This is a genomic window from Nitrosopumilus sp. K4 (assembly GCF_018128925.1).
Classification (GTDB): Archaea; Thermoproteota; Nitrososphaeria; order Nitrososphaerales; family Nitrosopumilaceae; genus HKST03.
Genome location: NZ_CP067007.1, coordinates 321875 through 341259 on the forward strand (window position 1 = coordinate 321875; position 19385 = coordinate 341259).

Consider the following 19385-nt stretch of genomic DNA (forward strand, 5'->3'; position numbering starts at 1 on the left):
AGTATAGCATGGAACTACAGGAAATTCTGCCTATTGGGGCAGGCATTGCATCATTTCTAGTTGCAGCAGGACTTGTTGCCTGGATCTCAAAACAACCCTCTGGAACAAAAGAAATGATGGAAATCTCAAATGCAGTCAAAGTAGGTGCAGCAGCATTTCTTAAAAGAGAAATGAAAATTATTGTTCCAGTAGCTATAGCATTGTCAGTAATTATAGGTGCATTCTTGGAATTATCTAACGGTATTGCATTTGCAGTTGGGGCAACTTTATCTGCAGTTGCAGGACTTATCTCATTAAAAATTACAGTAAAGGCAGCAGTTAGAGCAGCTCATTTGAGTAGCTCCGGATTGGGAAAAACATTTGCAATGGCCTTTAGAGGTGGAGCCACAGTTGGCCTTGCAGTTCCAGCAATGGCATTATTGGCAATTACTGGTTTGTACTTAATTTATCCAGACCCAATCACTATTGCAGGTGTTGGTATTGGTGCCAGTCTAATTGCACTATTCATAAGAATTGGTGGTGGTATCTTCACCAAAGCTGCAGATATGGGTGCAGACTTGGTAGGAAAAGTTGAAGCTAATATTCCTGAAGATGATCCAAGAAACCCTGCAACAATTGCAGACAATGTTGGTGATAATGTTGGTGATGCAGCAGGAATGGGTTCTGATGTTTACGAATCTTATATTGTAACTATTTTGGCAGCACTCTTAATTGCAGCACTTATTGGAGCACCTGATTTGTTCTTGTATCCAATTTTAATTGGAGCATCTGGAATGATTGCATCTATTATTGGAGTTGTAATTGTTGGCTCTAAAGGCGTGACTGATGTTATGAAACCACTAAATCGTTCATTTTATGTCTCAGCTGCAATTGCTATTGGATTAAACTATGTATTTACAACACAATTTCTCAACTCAAGTGCATCTTATGCATTATTTGGTGCAACTGTAATTGGTGTCATTTTAGTTCCAGTCATTCAAAAGATTACTGATAGATATACAAATTACAAATATGGTCCAGTAAAAGAGATTGCAGACTCTGCAAAATGGGGTTATGCATCATTAGTTTTAATGGGAATTATCAAAGGATTGCAATCTACTGGTCCTTTCATGATTGCACTAGTTGTTGCAATTATTATTTCATTTAGTATCTCCTCAGCTGCTGCCCCCGAAGGTGCAGATCCTGTCTTATACGGAATATTTGGAACATCGTTGACTGCCATGGCAATGCTGAGTCTTGCAGGGATTGTTCTAAGCATTGATGCATTTGGACCTATTGCAGATAATGCAGGAGGTATTGTTGAGATGACTGGGATGGGTGAAGAAAATCGTAAAGTAACTGATGAAATTGATGCCGTAGGAAATACTACTAAAGCAGTAACAAAGGGATTTGCAATTGCCAGTGCTGCATTAGCTGCATTGGCCATGATTCAAGCTTTCCAATTTGAGGCATCTCATGTCTTTGAAGGTATTTTAGAATTAGATTACAGCTTAACAAATCCCGCAGTAGTAGTTGGATTGTTAGTTGGTGGTTTGATTCCATTCATCATTACTGGTCAATTGATTAATGGTGTATCTAGAGCAGCAGGAAAAATGGTGGATGAGGTTAGAAGACAATTCAAATCAGATCCAGAGATACTGACAGGAAAATCCAAACCCGATTATGCAAAATGTGTTGATATTGCAACCGTTGCATCTATCAAAGAACTTTACAAACCGGCATTAATTGCAATTATTGCACCTATTATCCTGGGTGTTATTTTGGGACCTACTGCAGTTGCAGGATTGTTGATGGGTTCTGTAGTTACTGGAATCTTCTTGGCGTACCACTTGGCAAATACTGGTGGTGCATGGGATAATGCAAAGAAACTTGTTGAAATGAAAGGTCAAAAAGGTTCTGAGGAACACAAAGTTGCAGTAGTTGGTGATATCATTGGTGACCCTTACAAAGACACCGCAGGGCCTGCACTAAACACTGTAATTAAACTGCTCAACACAATTGCAATCGTGTTTGTCTCTGCATTTGTAGCAATTCTTGCAATCTGATTTATTTTCAAAATTTTGTTCTAATTTTCAAACTCTTCTTCTATACTTCTACCACATTCTGGACATTCAATTTGATCATCCCATAACTCCTTTCCACAGTTTCTACATGATTTTGGTTTCATGATGTTTCTCTTGGTATCTAATTTTCATCTTCAATAACCAAAGTCATGTCTAACTCATCAATTTGAGCTTGAATTGCTCTTTTCAAAGTTTCATTATGTGTCTCACAGAATTTAAAATAATCATCTGCAGTTTGAAAACAACCACAAATCCATTTTGTCTTTTTGTCTCCTTCGACTGTCCACTTTGAATATTTCTGTTCGGTCATACTTATTGGCAATATATGCTATAAAAAAATCTAGTTCTTCTTTATTGAAAAAGGAAAAAAGTGTTTAAGGACAGCCTTCCATTTTTTGGATAAAATAGCCGTTTTCCTTAATTGCCTGTTCTACAGGCTCTGGTGCACCTTGGGAATGACAGAATTGACATTCATTTTGTGTCATCACTGCATTTTCTTCACCAATAGATTTTAACCACTCTTTACCATATGCAATGGCTTTCTCATGGTCTTTTTCACCAGTAATTACATCAAAGTGCATGGTATGACCATCAGCTGCTTTGACATAGGTGTCGTATACGTGAATTTCCATAATTATAATCTGCCAAAGGGATATTTAATTCAAAGATCATCTAAAACGCATGACTCTTGTAGAAATTGAAATTCCAAACTCATCAAACATAATTATAGAATTAAATGAAAAAACTTCTCCAAACACAGTAGAACAATTCATTTCAAACCTTCCTTTCTCTTTGACTCTGAATGTTTGGGGTGAGGAAATTTACACAAGTGAATCTCCTATTGATGTTTCAGAAGAAAATGCAAAATCTCCTGTATCGATAAATGATGTTGCCTATTGGCCATCTGGAAAAGCAATTTGTCTTTTCTTTGGTCCTACTCCTATTGGCAAAAAAGGGGATATTACCCCTGCATCTCCTGTAAATGTTATTGGAAAAATAATCTCCCCAGACAAATCTATACTGAATATTGCAGATGGTGCACAAGCAACTTTTAGATTAAAATCATAGAAATTCTATTGGAATTTCAATGATCTCTGAATCTAATACAAATGCCTTGAACTCCTTTGAAATTCCTGAATAAATTATCCAAACAACTGGATTGCTTTGCATGAATTTTTTGTCCGTATTAGATGGGTATGAAATTGATTTTGGGTGTGAATGAAATATGCCTACCACATCCATCTTTTTTTGTTCTGCAGCCTTGTACCCTTCGATTAATTGCTCATTTGAAATTGTAAAATTCACTGGCGACTCTTCAATGTTTTTTGCAAGAAATACCTCCTTCACGATACTGCTTTCTCCTTCAATTTTTCCAAAAAGAATAGCACAAGATTCATTGGGTTTTTCATTCTCAGCGTGATTTGAAAGAAATTGTTTTTGCGACTCTGATAAGAAAATTTTTTCCAAGTTTATTCTACATTAACAGTTCCAACCATCCAAGGATGGACAATACAATAGTAGTCTACTTTTCCAGATTCTGTAAATGTGTATTCAAATGAATCTCCTGCAGCAACTAAATCTGAATCAAATAATCCGTCTGGTCCTATATCTGGTGTACCTGATGTAACTGTGTGAATTGTTGTGTCTTCATTATTCCAAATAACTTTGGTCCCTGCAGCAATATCGATTACTTCAGGATCATAATAGATTTGTCCAATCTGTTGAATTCCTGCCCCTTCTGGCATCGTTACTACTACGTTCTCTTTTGGCTCTTCAACAATCAAAGTAGAAACCATCCATGGATGTACAACACACATGTATTCGTATTCGCCAATTTCTAATTCACTTGTGTCCAATCTAAAAATTTCACCCGACTCGAAAAGACTTGAATCAAAAGTTTCTCCAAAGTCTGCAGAACTGGTAACTGTATGAGCCATTGCATCTTGATTGACCCATTCAACAATGTGTCCTTTTGGAACTTTAGATACATCTGGCTCATAATCTGGGCTTCCTTGCTCTGCTGAACCTTCTAATACATTAATTGTAAACACAGGTCCTGTTGGGGTAATTTCTGCATCTGATGGTTCTTCTATTTGTGTTGCTGATTCATCAATCAAATATGTGTCTGGAGATACAAATCCAAACGCAATCCACATAATAATTCCTGTTGCCCCTGCTATTGCAACAATTGCACCAAATGGTTTTGTAATTTCAGGCTTTTTCATTGCAATGTAAGCAATTAAAATTGCTGGGAATGCAATTGCCATTAAAATTCCTGCAATTGTGACTGTGTAGTTTGATGAGTTCATAGTAAATGCAAAAGTACCGAATCCTAGCGCAATTGAGACAATCACCAAAGTAGTTGCTTTTGCTCTATTGCTGGTAGAAACACCTCCATCTAAAATACCTGTTGCAAGAAAGATTAGTCCAACAAACATAGTTAGACCTGTCAATGCATGCATCCCATCAATGAAAGTATGTGCAATTCCTGAGTATGAAAGAACAACACCTGCTAATCCTATGGATGTTAGTCCCATTCCTGGCATCATGAGGTCCCAATTACTCATTCAAGCTAGCTGGTATGACTGAGATACTTATTCCTTTTGAAATTATAGGGATCATCAAAGAAATTAAATGGCTTCTCTCTAGGATAGAGTAGATTGGGCTTTAACGAAATAATGGAGATATCTAAACCAAGAATTGTTGTACTCTTGGTAATCACTGCTGTAACTTCTATGTACGCTGCTAGTAAACTAGTGGATGGTACTCCTGAACTGGGTTATTGGTCGTACTTGCATATCATTATTGCAGGTGCTCTGGCATCGGCTGGTTCTAGTGCTTTGAATCATTATTATGACAAAGACATCGATCCAAAGATGAGCAGAACAAGTAAACGACCCATTCCTTCTGGAAGGATGGCAGCATCACATGTCTTGATTTATGGTTTGGTTGTGAGCTGTATTTCTGTTATCTATGGATTCTTTACATTAAATCCTGTTTCTGCATTTTTTATTGCATTAGGAATTTTCTCATATGTTATCATCTATACTGTTTGGCTAAAACGATTAAACACGTCAAATATTGTAATTGGTGGAATTGCTGGAAGTGCAGCTGCCTGGGCCGGATGGTCTGCGGCTACTGGTAGTATGGACTTGCTTGGATTCTTAGTTGGCTTTTTGGTTTTTGTATGGACTCCATCTCACTTTTGGTGTCTTGCAATGAAGATTAAGGATGAATATGCTCAAGCTGAAGTTCCGATGCTTCCTGTAGTTATTGGAATGCAAAAAACCTCAAAGTATATTTTGGCAAATACTATAATTTTACTTCCGTACTCTCTTATGCTTTATGCATTTGGTATGGGAATTGTGTATACTGCAATAGCTGCTGTGTCTGGAGGTCTGATGCTTGCATATCATTACAAATTAACAAAGACACCTACTTCTGAATTTGCATGGAAGGCATACAAAGTAACGGCTCCGTATCTTACAATCATTTTTGTAGCAGTGGCATTAGATGCCGCATTTCATTTTAGAATTTAGTTATTTTTCAAAACCTGGAAAACTAGCTTCATAATCTTTTTCCATCATTTCTTTATTTTGTTGATCAACTTCGTCAATTTCTTCTTCAACTGAAAATACCTCTATTCGTCTATCGTCTTTTGTAATCCATGCTACTTTGATTAAACCTAAAATCTCTAAATCTAATAGAATTTTGTTAAATTTATCCTCAGAAATAATATGGTCATCTTTAGTTAGTGCCTTGTATAATTCTGAATCTGTCAGAGATCCTGATTCTGAAATCTTGTCCAATACAACATTTTTGAGTGGAATTGTCATGTCTATCCGTAAAATGATTTATCTCCTGACTTGGGTACGACGTTAGATATACTTTCCTTTACTGAATTATACCATTGATCAACTTCGTTTGTGATGGATGGTTTAATTTGTTTCAAACTGTTTGCAAAGTCTGAACTTGTGATTTTTGAGGCATTATTTTTCATTGCGTGTACTGCTGCTTCTCTACATAGTGCAGCCAAATCAGCTCCTGTATAGTTTTGTGTGGCAACTGCAATTTCCTGTAGTTTTACATCATTTGCCAATGGCATTTTTTTTGTTAAAATTTTGATAATCTCTAATCTTCCTTTTTCATCTGGTGGTGGAACATATAACACCAAATCTAATCTACCTGTTCTTAATAATGAATTGTCTAATACGTCAGGTCTATTTGTAATTCCGACTACTACTACTCTTGATGAAATCCCTTCTTCAATCTCCGTTAATAATTGACTAAGTACTGTTTCGCTAACTCCTCCTTCTCCTGATTTGAATTTTGCAAGTGAGTCTAATTCATCAAATATGACAACACACGGCGAAGATGCTTTTGCTTTTCTAAAAATTTCTCTTATTGCTTTTTCTGACTCTCCAATCCACTTTGATAGAATTTCTGGACCTCTGACTAAGATCATATTTGCCCCTGTCTCTGTTGCTAATGCTCTTGCTATCAATGTCTTACCGCATCCTGGTGGTCCATAAATCAATGCACCTTTTGGTGGTCTAATTCCCATTTTTGTAAACTTTGTAGGCTCTTTCATTGCCAAAATTAGATTATCTGTTAATGCGTTTTTCACATCATCTAATCCTCCAACGTCTTGCCACCACACCTTTGGTCGTTCAACATAGAACTCTCTCATTGCAGTTGGAACAACTTCTTGCATGGCATCGTAAAAATCGATTAATTTTATTTGCATTGCTTGTAATACTTCAGATGGAATTTTTTCAGTTTCTAAATCAATTTCTGGGAGGTATCTTCTGATTGATTTCATAGCTGCTTCTCTGCATAGTGATTTGATGTCTGCACCTGTGTATCCATGTAATTCTGAAGCTAGATCTTTAAGATCTACATCATCTGCAATTGGCATTCCTCTGGTATGAATAAGCAAAATATCTAATCGCCCATCTTCGTTTGGAACTGAAATCTCGAATTCTCTATCAAATCTACCTGGTCTTCTTAGTGCTGGATCCACACTGTCGGGCCTATTTGTTGCACCAAGTACAATGACATTTCCTCTGTCGTTTAGACCATCCATTAATGCAAGAAGCTGAGCAACAACTCTTTTTTCTACATCTCCGTAAGCCTCTTCTCTTTTTGGCGCAATGGCATCAATTTCATCTACAAAAATTATACTTGGTGAGTTGTCTTTTGCTTCTTTGAAAATCTCTCTAAGCTTTGCTTCTGTCTCTCCATAATATTTATTCATTATCTCTGGACCGTTAATTGAATACATGTTTGCTTCTGATTCACTTGCCAAAACTTTTGCAATGAGTGTCTTGCCGCATCCTGGTGGACCATAAAGTAAAATTCCACTATGTGGTTCTACGCCTAACCTTGCAAATAATTCCGGATGCCTTAATGGAAGCTCTACTATTTCTCTCATTGCTTTGATTTCTTGTCTAAGCCCCCCTACCTCTTCGTATGTTACTCTGACTTTTCGGTCAACTGCTGTGTCTGTTGATATTGTAAGGGTAGTTGAACGGTCTATTTTTACAACTCCTTTTGGAGTTGTTTTTGTTATCTTAAAATCCATCGAGTTTCCAAGTATCATTACAGATATTTCATCACCATGAGTAATTGGCAATCCTTTCAATCTGTTTTTTACAAAATCTGTAAATTCTTTGTCTACTGTTACTGAATCATTTACTGGAATTAATGAAATTGTTTTTGCAATTTTTGATGTGACTTTTCTAATCTTTACAATGTCGTTTAGTGATGCACCAACATTTTTCCTTGTTTGACCGTCGATTCTTACAATGTCTGGAAATTTCTCATCTTCATCCACTGGCCACACTACTGCACAACTTGATCTTGAACCCATGATTTCAATAATGTCTCCTGGTGTAACTTTTAGAAAATCCATGGCTTCGGGTCCGATTCGAGCTCGCTTCTTTCCAACGTCTCTTTGTTTTGCTTCCCCGATTCTCATCTGCAAAGGTTCTTCTTTGCGTGCCAAAAAACCACCTATTTCATGTCAACTGACATTCTACTCATATTGAGAACTTCAAATTCACTAACGCCCTCAACTGATCTTACAGCTTCTTCTAAAGAATCCATTTGACCTTCTTTGTCATCTAAAATGAATTCTGCTTTGATGAATTCTAATCCAAATGCAAGTGGTTCTTTTGCATGTCTTTTCATAGAAATCCCTTCTGCAAGTTTGCCTTTGATAGTTTCTGCCAATTTATCTAGATCAATGTCTGTTCCTTCTGGAAGAATTTTTGTAACTAGTAATAACTGAGCCATTTTCTAAGGTCCCTGAAAGTTGCATGAACTACAAGTATAGCTTCTTGCTGCTTCTCTGCAACTTTCACATCTCCAAATTAGATCCACACCACAATTTGGGCAATTGAATTTTACACATTTATCGTTAGGCATAATGTGTCTGTGGCAACAACTGCATGTTGGTAATGAAATTGTGGATGACATACCACGATTTTCTGCAAACATCATTTATACCTTCCTTAGAATTTGTGCACGATTTAACTCAATAATTTCTTAAGTTCACCACTGATTAATGTTTGAGCTGTTCTGATGGATCCTCTCATTCCAAGTAATTTAACAATTGAACTAGTATGAAAATCAAAATCTTCTTTTTCAGAAATTTCTTTTGTGATCTCAGGTGTTACTGATTCAAACAGTTTGTTTATTGTGCTGTTGTCTAGTCTTTCTAAAAGTTTTCTAACCAATAATTGCTTTTCAAATTCTTTTCCAAATTTTTCAATCCATTTTTTTTGATATTCTTCTAGATCTTTTGGATTGTCTGATTTTAAGAAATTAGAAATTGCTTGACCTGCTAACAATCCTCCCATTCCACTTGAATATATCCCTCCGGCAGTAGTTGGTTTTGCCTGACCTGCCGCATCGCCAACAATGACTGCCTTTCCTTCTACAAATTTTTCAATTGGGCCCTTAATCCAAATTGGAGCAAAAATTTTTCTAATTATGGAATAATTATTTTTTGTACTGAGGAATTTTTCCATTGTCTCAGATGCATTAATCCCTCTGCCTGCAATTCCTATTTTCCCTTTTCCTTCCCCTGAAGGAATTATCCATGCAAAAAACTCTGGATACTTTTTTTGATCAAAAAATACCTTTACTTCTCCTTTTTTTATCCAATCTGCAAATATTTCATATTGTGCTGAAGACAAAATCCCTGTCCTGTCTTTTTGAATCAGTGATGATACTCCCCTTGCATCAACAAAAATTTTGCATTTTACTTCTCCATCATTTGTCCTAATTCCGTCTTTTGTAATTTCTTGAAAACTTGTTCTGACTTTGATAACTGCTCCGTTTTTCTGTGCTTGAAAAGCTAATTGCTTGTCTAATTCACGTCTGCTGATTTCAGCAACTTTTTGTTTTTTTGAATTAATGGAAAAACTTTTGCCGTTTGGGGCAAAAATTTCAGCAGTCTCTATTAGATGATCAAATGTTTTTCTAAATGGAATGACTCCTAACTCCTCTAACCCTGTTGTGCTTACAAGACCTCCGCAATGCTCAGGGGTTCCAATTTCATAATCCTCTTCAATTACTAGTACGCTGTTTTTATTTCGGGCAATCTCTCTGGCACAAATTAATCCTGCAATACTTCCTCCTGCAATTACTACATCAAAGTACACGAATTTTGTTACTTTGTCAATTATTTAATTCAAAAGTTTTTCATTAAGCCTGCTTTCATGATATCTACATGGGAGAAATAAAACAGGTAATTGTTGTACGAACTGATCTTGATATGGGCAAAGGAAAGATTGCCGCACAAGTAGGACATGCATGTGTTCTTGGTGCTGAACATGTAAGAAAATCTCATCCTGAATGGTTTAACGAATGGTGGGGAGGTCAAGAAAAAGTTGTTGTAAAAGTTTCTGGAATTAAAGAATTACAAGAAATTAAGAGGCATGCAATTGACTTGGATCTTCCTTGGTCTGAAGTAACTGATGCTGGTCATACTCAAATCGCACCTGGCACCACTACCTGTATTTCAATTGGACCTGCGCCTGAAAATTTGATTGATAGAATCACTGGTGATTTAAAATTGCTATGAAAATACAATTCTTCTAGAAAAGATATAATGAGGATATTTAATTTTTAATTTGTGAAGAAAAAAGGAATTATTGTTACTGTGTTTTTTGCTGTTCTTCTTTTAGCGTCGACTGTTGCAATTGCTATACCTGGAATTGCACCTGATGATGAGTCTGCTGATATTACAATTACTGGAACCCCTGCTGACAATTTTCCAGATGAACAACGTCCTCAATTTTGTGGTTCAAGCAATGCTAAATCTACTCCCTACGTTCAAGAATTCTCAATTCCAACAGAATGTACAAGTCCTTTAGCTATTGTTGCTGATTATGATGGAAATGTGTGGTTTGCACAAACCAATACTGGCAAAGTCGCAAAATTTGATCCAAAGACTGAAATTTTTTCTGAATATGAAAACCCATCCTGGCCTAAAGGCGGACGCTCAATGATGTGGGGAATTGATTTTTCACCTGATGGTTATGTTTGGTTTACTGATGAGGCCTATGATTCTCTTTGGAGATTCTCGCCTGAGACACAAAAATACCAACGTGTTGCATATCCTTCGGAAGGAAATTCTTTACCCCAAAGATTACAGATCGATGGTTCACAAATTATTGTAAATGATTTTACTGGAAACAAAGTAACATTTTTGGATCCTACTCAAACAGGTGAGGATCTAAACTATCTTAGCTTACCTTCCCCTGTAGATAATTCAGTTACTGGGGATTTTGCAGTTGATAGAGATGATAACCTATGGTACACAAACTGGTTGTTTCAAGAAAGTGGTGTGCTTGTAAAATATGATCATACTGGATTTCAAAAATCTGTTGCAAATTCAGAAGAAGATTCACTCCCTTTGTTTGACTTTATAGAAATTTTTGAATTACCTGATTCTGTTCTTACTCCAAATGGAGCTGTAGTGTCACCTGATGGAAGAGTATGGCTTGCAGACACTTCGAGTTCTCATTTTTTCAGTTTTGATCCTCAAACAGAACAGTTTACACAATATGTGACATCTGATCCTCAATTGATGACGTATGGTAATTTCTCTGGTGTCATCAAGACTCCTATATCTAGACCTTATTGGATAGATGTTGATCCTGTGGGGAGATTGGTTTTCAATGAACAAACTGCAAACAGTATTGCTGTTATGGATCCTACCACTGAATCTCTTGTAGAGTACTCTATTCCTTCAAGAAATCCATTTTGGGGTGATTGTGGAGATGCTACTAATTGTGGAATAGCCCAAGTGTTTGATTTTGCAATTGATGGCCAAAAAATTTGGTTTACAGAATGGGTTGAAAACAACATTGGAGTAATTGACACCTCAAAGAAATTACCTCTATCAGTTGATTTAGAATCAAATACATTATCTATGAAAACAGGTGAATCAAAGAGTGTAACTTTTACACTGTCTCCTCAATCTCAAAATGATGTTTCTGATGTTTCTCTCATAATGTCTGACACTCATGATTTTATCGATGTTGTGACAAACTATCCAAAAACATTCCAATTGGATTTTGATGGTCCTAGACCTGTTGAGACAACAATATTTGTTGATGGTTCTGCTATTCCAGGAACTTACAAAATACTTCTAGGTGCACAAACAGAGCACGTATCAATTAGTAAATATTTAACATTAAAAATAGAGCCGTGATTCCAACAATAGACTCGCAAATAGGAATAACTGTTTACAGTACTATCTTTGACGGCATTGGTGGCACCATAAGAAAAAACCCTGAAGACTTTGTTGTATCTGAAATCATTTCACACAAATCTCAAAAATCAATAAATGATCAAGATGGCTATGCCGTATACAAACTAAAAAAGAAAAAAATTGACACAAACCATGCATTATCTGATGTTTTTAAAAAGAAAGGACTACGCCTCAAAGCTTTGGGATTAAAAGATGCATCTGCAGTAACTGAGCAATTTGTTTGCTCAAACAACAAAGGAAAATCAATTACTGATTTTTCCACAGAAAAATACTCTCTTCAGAAAATTGGATATGTGAAAAAACCATTGTCAAAAAAAGACATGATTGCCAATCATTTTAAAATCAAAATCTCTGACTGTGAGAAACGACTGTCTGAATTTAATGAATATGACAAAATTTTGAATTTTTATGGATATCAGAGATTTGGCTCAAAAAGACCCGTAACTCATCTAATTGGCAAAGCAATTTTGCAACACAACTTCAAAAAAGCACTTGATCTAATTTTGTCTTTTACATCACCTTATGACTCTAAAGAAAATACTGAGATTAGAGAAAAATTAGTAGATAAATCCAATCTCAAACAATATTTTGATCAAGTTCCTGTTCAAATGGATATTGAACGAATGGTAATGCGTGAGATGATTGAGCATGATGATGAACAAAAGGCAATTAGGATAGTTCCTTTGAAATTAAGACGCTTTTACATCCAGGCATATCAATCCTTTATTTTCAATCATTCTTTGAGTATGGCTTTTTCTGATGGTGAAAATTTGTTTGAACCTCAAGAGGGTGATGTTTGTTATGATGAGAACGGAAACATTGGAAAATATGTAAATGGTCTTAATCAATTTCTTGCTTTGCCGTTTGTAGGGTATTCATATTACAAAAAAACCCGATTTGATTACCAAATTTCAAAAATTTTAAAAAATGAAGAAATTACCCCAAAAGAATTTTTCATAAAAGATATGCAAGAAGTTAGCAGTGAGGGTGGATTTAGACAGGCTGCAATAAAATGCTCCGATTTTTCTAGTTATGATGATGTTGTTGAATTTTCTTTATCTAGGGGATCTTTTGCCACTGTTTTATTACGTGAAATAATGAAACCCCAAGATCCAATTAGTGCTGGATTTTAATTGTGCTCTGATGTTTTTTGAGATGTCTTTAAGTTACTGTGTGTTTTAGAAATTTTGTTAGATTTGGAAAAAGCATTCATGTTAATTAGTTGTGAAATTGGACAAGAACAATCACTGTTTTCTGAGTTAAACAAAATTCCTGAAATCAAATACTGCTTGATTACATATGGGAGTTATGATATTGTTGCAGAATTTGAAACAGAAACTGCTCAAGAAATGAATGATGTAATTACATCGAAGATTAGAAAATTAAGTAAAATTAGAAGTACAATAACTCTAAGATCTATAAATTAATTCTTTACAAATATGAGTAAAAACCCAATACCTGTAATTACTACTCCTGCAATTGAAATTTCTAATCCGTATGTAATCCAATCAGGATTTGAATACATAAATGATGATTCTGGACCTACTATTGAGTTGCCCTGAAGATGAAATATGATTCCCATGATTAGGGGTATAATGCCTACAAAAATGACGATTTTTGCACACTTCAATGTCTCTCAAAGCCTATTGTATGTAAAAAGGGTAAAGAGAATTGATAATTTGACCAAATGATTTTTTGATTTGGTCTTTAATCATTTTCTTTAGATTCTCAAAAATGTACAACTGGGAATATGGGGAGTCACAACCTAGAGGTTTCAAATATCTGAATCTGACTTTATTTTCAATTTCTGCCCTTTCTTCACTTGTAATATTTTTAATATTTCATCCTCAAATTGATGCAATTAATCGTGAATCGCCCATTTTGATAAATATCATGTTTGTTCCTGCTATGGCAGTTGGATTCCTTTACGGGATAAAAATTACTGAGCGAGCAGTTAGACCAACAGAAATTCGCAGTCCTTTTAAACGCTCAATTGTAAAAATTTTCTTGTTCTTTTTTGTTATAGGTGGGATGTTTAGTTCTGTAAATTTTGCAATAAATGGAGGAAGCATAATGCCTGAAATGAGTATCCTAGATGATGGTCTTTTGGCATATGCTCATGAGTTTATCACTGCAAACGGTGGAGCGACATTTCTTATAATCACAAGTATTACATTGATGGCTGCTGCAACCAAACGAATTGTTGGAATGAACACTGGATTTCTTAACCGTGTAGTTACCTTTGTTGGAACTTTTGTTTTCTTTACAATGCTTGCATTGAGTTTTACAAAGTCTGATCCTACTTCATCAGGTGTATTTTTGTATACTTTTTACCAAGCAGGAATTGTTGGTGGAGCCTTCTTTGCAATGAATAGGTTGACAAGAAATCTTAACACTATGGAAGACTTTGCAAACGGTTTCTAAATCACTCGTCTAAATCTACATAAATTCCGGAGATTTCGTTGTTAATTCTGTCCCAGTATTTTTCACAGCCATCTGATTTGAAATCATTGGCTTTGCATTCGTTAAAATGAGCTGTATTTTCTCTTTGAATTTTGTCTGCATATAACACATCAGATCCAATTGCTAGGGCTAAAAGCGCTATAACTGTAAGACTTGCAGCGACTACAATCATTGACTGTCCTACTTTTGCATGATTGTGCGGATCTTTCATTTAATCAAAAATCCATTCTCCTTGAATTTAATCTTTTCAAGGTTCTCTTATCGATCATTTTTGGCACTATTGGAATTTGGTAATAATGTTGAAAAGAAAGTACACAAATTCTATTTTATTGAGTATTCAGATTCTTCAATATGAATTTCTAGGGCCAATCAAACTTGATGAATGGGGTCCCCCGATGGAAAAGGTCGTTTATTTGATCATGTCTCGTAGCAAGGACACTTTCAATATTCTATATGTCTCTGACTGTGAAAAAACGGAAGATGCTGGATTTTTTACTAAAAATCCTAATTTTAAACCCTGGATTGACAAATCAGGATCTGAAAAATTCCTCTATTTGGCAATATATCCCATGTTTGACTCTCCTCCTGAACATAGAAAATTGGTTGTTTCAAAAATCATTTCCCATTACAAGCCATTATGTAATGTGCAAGAAATTCCTGAAGACAAGCCAGATTATATTATAAAACCACAATTTGATTCTGAAAACAATCCTCCATTTTCTTGTCCTTGTTGTGGTTCTGAAATGAAACTGGAAAAAACTTTGGAGAAATCCAGTATTTTCAAATGTCCTGAATGCGGCCTAAGTGATTCTAAGCTTAACTCTTGACTTTATTTTGAACATCAAATAACTGCAATGTAAGTAAATCAATTGCTTTTTTCAGGTGCTCAAACTCGTTGATTGAGTGGATTTGTCCTTCCACTAATGCTCTGAGCACTTTGACTGACCCCTTTTGAAATTCATCTGATGCTACTATCTCCATAGCGTTTAATTTTGAAAGCAAATTGTCCAACTCTTGTTTCATTTCATCGGCTGGAACATGCTTTTTCATACTATGTCTAAAATTGAATTAGTATATGAATTATAATCACATTAAATCTTCGTCAATTTTTTGAATTGGATCTAAATATTGCTGGCAAGTGCAGTTTGGGATTTGACATTTTCCCATTTTTATTAATGATGAACTCTCCTCAGCTGGAATGTGTGCTTCATCTGTATGGTGACATCGTTTGCAATTCATTATCGTGATTTTTTTTGTCTGTTATTTATTCTAGATCAAAAATTATGGTATGAGTACTGCCCTTGCCTCAATTTCTGAATTTTTCAGTTTTTTCAAAACTTCGTTTGCTTCTTCTAGTGGATATGTCTCTGTAATTACCTCTAAGTTTTTTTCATTACAAATCTTGATCACTTGCTCCATGTCTTTAGTAGAACCAATCAATGTTCCCCTGATGGTTTTTTCCTCAAATGCCATGAATTCCGGATTTTTTCCTACAGTTGCAATTACGATTAGACCTCCTTTCTTTACTGCTTTTATCGCAGTATCGGTGACTATGTCTGCTGGTGCAAAAACAATTGCAGCATCAAGCATACCGTGTTTGGCTTTAATTTCTTGTAAAAACTCATCTTGGCTATCTGAAAAAACCATGGTGTCTTTTGCCCCCAATCTCTTTGCAACATTGAGGTGATTTTTTGAACGTGAAAATGCAATAACATCTACTCCCTCGACTTTTGCAAATTGCACTGCCATGTGTCCTACTCCTCCAATTCCAAAAATTCCAATCTTCTTGTGAGTCTGAGGCTCTGCTGCTTTTACTGCCTTGTATGCAGTAATTCCTGCACAAAATAATGGGGCTGCATATTCAGCTTTCATATCTTGAGGGACTTTTGTTGCAAAATCTTCTGAAACTGTAATGTATTCTGTGTATCCTCCCCTGAATGATTCTCCTGTAACTGTTGACGATTCACAAAGGTATTCTTTACCCTCTTTACAATACTGGCAGGTTTTGCATGCCTCTAATAATGGGGTCACCCCAGCTCTGTCTCCTACTTTGAATTTTGTTACATCTTTTCCAATCTCGACTACTTTCCCGACTACTTCGTGACCTGGAACAGTAGGAAGAAATGGTGGGATACCGATATCTTTCCAATCTCCTTCAATTCCGTGAAGCTGAGAATGGCAAACACCACACGCTTCAATTTCAAGTAAAATTTCATTTGGTTTTTTTATTTCATGTTTGTCAATATGAGATAATTTCAGCGGATTTGATTCAACAGGGGCACACTCAGATAATACCATGGCACGCATTTTTTCCATGACTTTCTCTTGTTCATATGAAATTTTAATATTCGCACTGCTCTGAATCTTGGATAATTAGAGAAATAAAGGTCCGTATTCTATATCTACACATGACTGGTATCTCTGATGATGATAGGGAAAGAGTAGAACTTTTACATCGTGTATCTAGCTCAAAAAATGAATTTAAGAAATTGACTCTTCAAGAACTAAAAAGGCTACAAGAATTGATAGAGAAAAAAGATTACAGCCATGACAAAAAAGCTCACAAATCTAAAGTAAAATTACTGGGAAAAATAAATGTGAGAATTTATGAGCTAGAAGAAGGCAGAGGCATCTGGGGATAGTCAATTAGGTACAAATATTATAACAGACGTTAACAACTGTGACAAAAAATAATCTGATTCATGAGTCTAGCCCTTATCTGCTACAGCATGCACATAATCCTGTAAATTGGTATGCTTGGAATGATGAAGCACTACAAAAGGCAAAAGATGAAAACAAACCAATTTTTCTTAGTATTGGCTATAGCTCTTGCCATTGGTGTCATGTTATGGCTCATGAATCTTTTGAAAATGAAGAACTTGCTGAATTTATGAATGAAAATTTTGTTAACATAAAAGTTGACCGTGAGGAAAGACCTGATATTGATGATATTTATCAAAAAGTTTGCCAGATTGCAACTGGTCAAGGCGGTTGGCCATTGAGCATTTTCCTTACGCCTGATCAAAAACCATTCTATGTGGGAACTTATTTTCCCATTTTTGATTCACATGGTAGGCCTGGATTTGGTAGTATAACTAGACAATTGGCACAAGCTTGGAAGGAAAAACCACAAGACATTGAAAAAACTGCTGAAAATTTTCTTGATGCATTACAAAAAACTGAAAAAGTTTCTACTGCTTCAGATCTGGATCGAAGTATTTTAGATGAAGCGGCCATGAATCTGTTTCAACTGGGTGATTATTCTTATGGTGGGTTTGGGTCAGCACCTAAATTTCCAAATGCAGCAAACATCTCCTTTTTGTTTCGTTATGCAAAACTGACTGGTCTTTCAAAGTTTAACGAATTTGCGCTCAAAACTCTAAACAAAATGGCAAAAGGCGGAATTTTTGATCAAATTGGAGGGGGATTTCATAGGTACTCTACAGATGCAAAATGGCTTGTGCCTCATTTTGAAAAAATGCTTTATGATAATGCGTTAATTCCTGTAAACTATGCCGAAGCATTCCAAATTACAAAAGACCCTTTTTACCTTGATGTTTTAACAAAAACACTTGATTTTGTATTACGTGACATGGCTTCTGATAACGGTGGGTTCTATTCTGCATATGATGCAGATTCTGAAGGCATAGAGGGAAAGTTTTACGTTTGGAAAAAAAGTGAAATAAAAGATATTTTGGGTGATGACGCTGAACTGTTTTGCCTGTTTTATGATGTCACAGATGGGGGTAACTGGGAAGGGAACAACATCTTGTGCAATAATGTCAACGTGTCTACGGTGGCATTTAATTTTGGAATCTCAGAAAATAAAGTACGAGAAATTCTTCGATCTTGTGAAAAAAAATTATTGGATGTTCGCTCAAAAAGAGTTTGGCCGGGACTAGATGATAAAATTTTAACTTCTTGGAATGCTTTGATGATCACTGCATTTGCAAAAGGCTACCGTGTTACAAATGATCCGAGATATTTAGATGCCTGCACCAATTGCATTTCTTTTATTGAAAAAAATCTCCTATCCGATGAACAATTACTTCGAACTTTTAAAAATGGTAATGCCAAAATTGATGGTTATTTAGAAGATTATGCTTATTTTACAAATGCGCTGTTAGATGTATTTGAAGTAAAACCTGACTCAAAATACCTGAATTTAGCAAAAAAATTAGGACTGCATTTGGTATCTCATTTTTGGGATGAGTCTAGTGGCAGTTTCTACATGACCTCTGATACTCATGAACAACTAATCATACGACCAAAAAACAACTATGATTTGTCACTGCCTTCTGGAAATTCTGTATCTGCTTTTGTTATGCTAAGGTTGTTTCATCTTACACATGAGCACAAGTTCCTTGAAATTTCTACCAAAATCATGGAATCTCAGGCTCAAATGGCTGCTGAAAATCCCTTTGGGTTTGGTTATCTTTTAAATACAATCCACACGTATTTGCAAAAACCTGTTGAAATCACTATAATCAATGATGAAAATTCTGACATTTGCAAATCTCTGGATGCAAAATTTATTCCAGAATCCATTATGGTAAAAATTCACGATAAAACCCAACTGGAATCTCTTTCTGAGTTTCCATTCTTTAAAGGAAAAGAATTTGAAGAAAAAACATCTGTCTTTGTTTGTAAAGATTTTACTTGCTCTCTTCCCTTGCACACAATTGATGAGATTGAATCTAATCTCTAGGTTTTTTTCAAGTTGATTTCAAGAGTACTGCCAACTTGAGGCCTGCCGATATTTTCATATCTAGATCTTGGCATTGCAATTGTAATTTGGGTTTGTTGATATGACTTTATGTTTACTGTGGGCTGAGCTTGTAAAATTGCTTCTAACAATGGCATTACTTGCTCTTTTGTTTCTGCGTCTAGTTTTTTTGAAACATTTTCAATAATCATTTGTTTTTGAGAAATCGGTTCTGTTGAAACATTTTCAATTAATGTTAATTGAACCATTTGGCCATTATCAACAATTTGAGTAATTTTGAATTCATTTGTTGCAGACAATGTTTTGAGTGAACTGTTAGATGATTTATCTTTATTGTATTGCAAAA

The 19385-nt window shown here is 35.5% G+C and carries 26 protein-coding genes; 11 read left to right on the plus strand and 15 right to left on the minus strand.

Annotated elements, in window-relative coordinates; all coding sequences use genetic code 11:
- The first annotated feature begins 8 nt into the window (after positions 1–8).
- The gene (locus NsoK4_RS01850; RefSeq protein WP_211687699.1) at positions 9–2045 is read left to right on the plus strand and encodes a sodium-translocating pyrophosphatase; all 2037 of its coding nucleotides are present in this window, start codon (positions 9–11) and stop codon (positions 2043–2045) included.
- 20 nt (positions 2046–2065) lie between these two features.
- Here the strand turns inward: NsoK4_RS01850 and NsoK4_RS10000 are convergent, their stop codons facing one another.
- The 3 genes from NsoK4_RS10000 to NsoK4_RS01860 all read right to left on the minus strand — a co-directional run bounded on the left by NsoK4_RS10000 (position 2066) and on the right by NsoK4_RS01860 (position 2695).
- Positions 2066–2167, minus strand: a complete 102-nt coding sequence (locus tag NsoK4_RS10000) for a zinc-ribbon domain-containing protein (protein ID WP_249111101.1) — start codon at positions 2165–2167, stop codon at positions 2066–2068.
- Between the two features lie 17 nt (positions 2168–2184).
- On the minus strand, positions 2185–2373 hold the full coding sequence (locus NsoK4_RS01855) for a hypothetical protein (protein ID WP_211687700.1): 189 nt from the start codon (positions 2371–2373) through the stop codon (positions 2185–2187).
- Positions 2374–2437: 64 nt separating this feature from the next.
- Positions 2438–2695: a DUF2024 family protein gene (locus NsoK4_RS01860; RefSeq protein WP_148703003.1), complete on the minus strand. Its 258-nt coding sequence runs from the start codon at positions 2693–2695 to the stop codon at positions 2438–2440.
- Positions 2696–2744: 49 nt separating this feature from the next.
- Here NsoK4_RS01860 and NsoK4_RS01865 point away from each other — a divergent pair, with 49 nt between their 5' ends.
- Positions 2745–3131: a cyclophilin-like fold protein gene (locus NsoK4_RS01865; protein ID WP_211687701.1), complete on the plus strand. Its 387-nt coding sequence runs from the start codon at positions 2745–2747 to the stop codon at positions 3129–3131.
- Here the strand turns inward: NsoK4_RS01865 and NsoK4_RS01870 are convergent.
- The gene (locus NsoK4_RS01870; protein ID WP_211687702.1) at positions 3126–3530 is read right to left on the minus strand and encodes a Mov34/MPN/PAD-1 family protein; all 405 of its coding nucleotides are present in this window, start codon (positions 3528–3530) and stop codon (positions 3126–3128) included. The genes NsoK4_RS01865 and NsoK4_RS01870 overlap by 6 nt on opposite strands.
- 2 nt (positions 3531–3532) lie before the next feature.
- A complete protein-coding gene (locus NsoK4_RS01875) occupies positions 3533–4630 on the minus strand; it encodes a plastocyanin/azurin family copper-binding protein (protein WP_211687703.1) in 1098 nt (365 codons plus the stop codon).
- A gap of 93 nt (positions 4631–4723) precedes the next feature.
- Here NsoK4_RS01875 and NsoK4_RS01880 point away from each other — a divergent pair, with 93 nt between their 5' ends.
- The gene (locus NsoK4_RS01880) at positions 4724–5602 is read left to right on the plus strand and encodes a heme o synthase (RefSeq protein ID WP_249111102.1); all 879 of its coding nucleotides are present in this window, start codon (positions 4724–4726) and stop codon (positions 5600–5602) included.
- Here NsoK4_RS01880 and NsoK4_RS01885 read toward each other — a convergent pair whose 3' ends face one another.
- From NsoK4_RS01885 to NsoK4_RS01905, 5 genes are read right to left on the minus strand one after another with little or no spacing between them, the layout of a single operon-like run.
- A complete protein-coding gene (locus NsoK4_RS01885) occupies positions 5603–5899 on the minus strand; it encodes a hypothetical protein (RefSeq protein WP_211687704.1) in 297 nt (98 codons plus the stop codon).
- 2 nt (positions 5900–5901) lie between these two features.
- Positions 5902–8070, minus strand: a complete 2169-nt coding sequence (locus NsoK4_RS01890; protein ID WP_211687705.1) for a CDC48 family AAA ATPase — start codon at positions 8068–8070, stop codon at positions 5902–5904.
- An 8-nt stretch (positions 8071–8078) separates the two neighbouring features.
- The gene (locus NsoK4_RS01895; protein WP_211687706.1) at positions 8079–8360 is read right to left on the minus strand and encodes an elongation factor 1-beta; all 282 of its coding nucleotides are present in this window, start codon (positions 8358–8360) and stop codon (positions 8079–8081) included.
- A gap of 3 nt (positions 8361–8363) precedes the next feature.
- Entirely contained in the window at positions 8364–8567 is a 204-nt protein-coding gene (locus tag NsoK4_RS01900; RefSeq protein ID WP_211687707.1) for a zinc finger domain-containing protein, read from the minus strand.
- A 29-nt stretch (positions 8568–8596) separates the two neighbouring features.
- Positions 8597–9733 (minus strand): NAD(P)/FAD-dependent oxidoreductase, encoded by a 1137-nt coding sequence (locus tag NsoK4_RS01905; RefSeq protein WP_211687708.1) that lies wholly within the window; start codon positions 9731–9733, stop codon positions 8597–8599.
- Between the two features lie 68 nt (positions 9734–9801).
- Between NsoK4_RS01905 and pth2 the strand changes: the two genes are divergently transcribed.
- The 4 genes from pth2 (at position 9802) to NsoK4_RS01925 (ending at position 13277) form a co-directional block, all read left to right on the plus strand.
- Entirely contained in the window at positions 9802–10155 is a 354-nt protein-coding gene (pth2, locus tag NsoK4_RS01910; RefSeq protein WP_211687709.1) for a peptidyl-tRNA hydrolase Pth2, read from the plus strand.
- 51 nt (positions 10156–10206) lie between these two features.
- Positions 10207–11790: a lyase gene (locus NsoK4_RS01915; RefSeq protein ID WP_211687710.1), complete on the plus strand. Its 1584-nt coding sequence runs from the start codon at positions 10207–10209 to the stop codon at positions 11788–11790.
- Complete coding sequence (truD, locus tag NsoK4_RS01920; protein ID WP_211687711.1) at positions 11787–12983, plus strand: tRNA pseudouridine(13) synthase TruD; 1197 nt, start codon at positions 11787–11789, stop codon at positions 12981–12983. The genes NsoK4_RS01915 and truD overlap by 4 nt, the downstream gene beginning before the upstream one ends.
- 78 nt (positions 12984–13061) lie before the next feature.
- Entirely contained in the window at positions 13062–13277 is a 216-nt protein-coding gene (locus tag NsoK4_RS01925; RefSeq protein WP_249111103.1) for an Lrp/AsnC ligand binding domain-containing protein, read from the plus strand.
- On the opposite strand, the gene NsoK4_RS01930 is transcribed toward NsoK4_RS01925, so the two are convergent.
- A complete protein-coding gene (locus NsoK4_RS01930; protein ID WP_249111104.1) occupies positions 13274–13432 on the minus strand; it encodes a hypothetical protein in 159 nt (52 codons plus the stop codon). The genes NsoK4_RS01925 and NsoK4_RS01930 overlap by 4 nt on opposite strands.
- A 152-nt stretch (positions 13433–13584) precedes the next feature.
- On the opposite strand from NsoK4_RS01930, the gene NsoK4_RS01935 reads away from it, so the two are divergent.
- Positions 13585–14274, plus strand: coding sequence for a hypothetical protein (locus tag NsoK4_RS01935; protein ID WP_249111105.1), 690 nt, complete (start codon positions 13585–13587; stop codon positions 14272–14274).
- Position 14275: 1 nt separating this feature from the next.
- Here NsoK4_RS01935 and NsoK4_RS01940 read toward each other — a convergent pair whose 3' ends face one another.
- On the minus strand, positions 14276–14524 hold the full coding sequence (locus NsoK4_RS01940) for a hypothetical protein (protein ID WP_211687713.1): 249 nt from the start codon (positions 14522–14524) through the stop codon (positions 14276–14278).
- 118 nt (positions 14525–14642) lie between these two features.
- Here NsoK4_RS01940 and NsoK4_RS01945 point away from each other — a divergent pair, with 118 nt between their 5' ends.
- Positions 14643–15140: a hypothetical protein gene (locus tag NsoK4_RS01945; protein ID WP_211687714.1), complete on the plus strand. Its 498-nt coding sequence runs from the start codon at positions 14643–14645 to the stop codon at positions 15138–15140.
- On the opposite strand, the gene NsoK4_RS01950 is transcribed toward NsoK4_RS01945, so the two are convergent.
- Positions 15130–15363: a hypothetical protein gene (locus NsoK4_RS01950; protein ID WP_211687715.1), complete on the minus strand. Its 234-nt coding sequence runs from the start codon at positions 15361–15363 to the stop codon at positions 15130–15132. The genes NsoK4_RS01945 and NsoK4_RS01950 overlap by 11 nt on opposite strands.
- A 231-nt stretch (positions 15364–15594) precedes the next feature.
- Entirely contained in the window at positions 15595–16629 is a 1035-nt protein-coding gene (locus NsoK4_RS01955) for an alcohol dehydrogenase catalytic domain-containing protein (RefSeq protein ID WP_211687716.1), read from the minus strand.
- A 92-nt stretch (positions 16630–16721) separates the two neighbouring features.
- Here NsoK4_RS01955 and NsoK4_RS01960 point away from each other — a divergent pair, with 92 nt between their 5' ends.
- Positions 16722–16955, plus strand: coding sequence for a hypothetical protein (locus NsoK4_RS01960; RefSeq protein ID WP_211687717.1), 234 nt, complete (start codon positions 16722–16724; stop codon positions 16953–16955).
- Between the two features lie 38 nt (positions 16956–16993).
- Complete coding sequence (locus NsoK4_RS01965; protein ID WP_211687718.1) at positions 16994–19021, plus strand: thioredoxin domain-containing protein; 2028 nt, start codon at positions 16994–16996, stop codon at positions 19019–19021.
- Here NsoK4_RS01965 and NsoK4_RS01970 read toward each other — a convergent pair.
- Positions 19018–19338 carry a hypothetical protein gene (locus NsoK4_RS01970; protein WP_211687719.1) on the minus strand — a complete coding sequence of 107 codons (321 nt, stop codon included), beginning with the start codon at positions 19336–19338 and terminating at the stop codon, positions 19018–19020. The two genes, NsoK4_RS01965 and NsoK4_RS01970, sit on opposite strands and share 4 nt — an antisense overlap.
- Positions 19339–19385 lie beyond the last annotated feature (47 nt).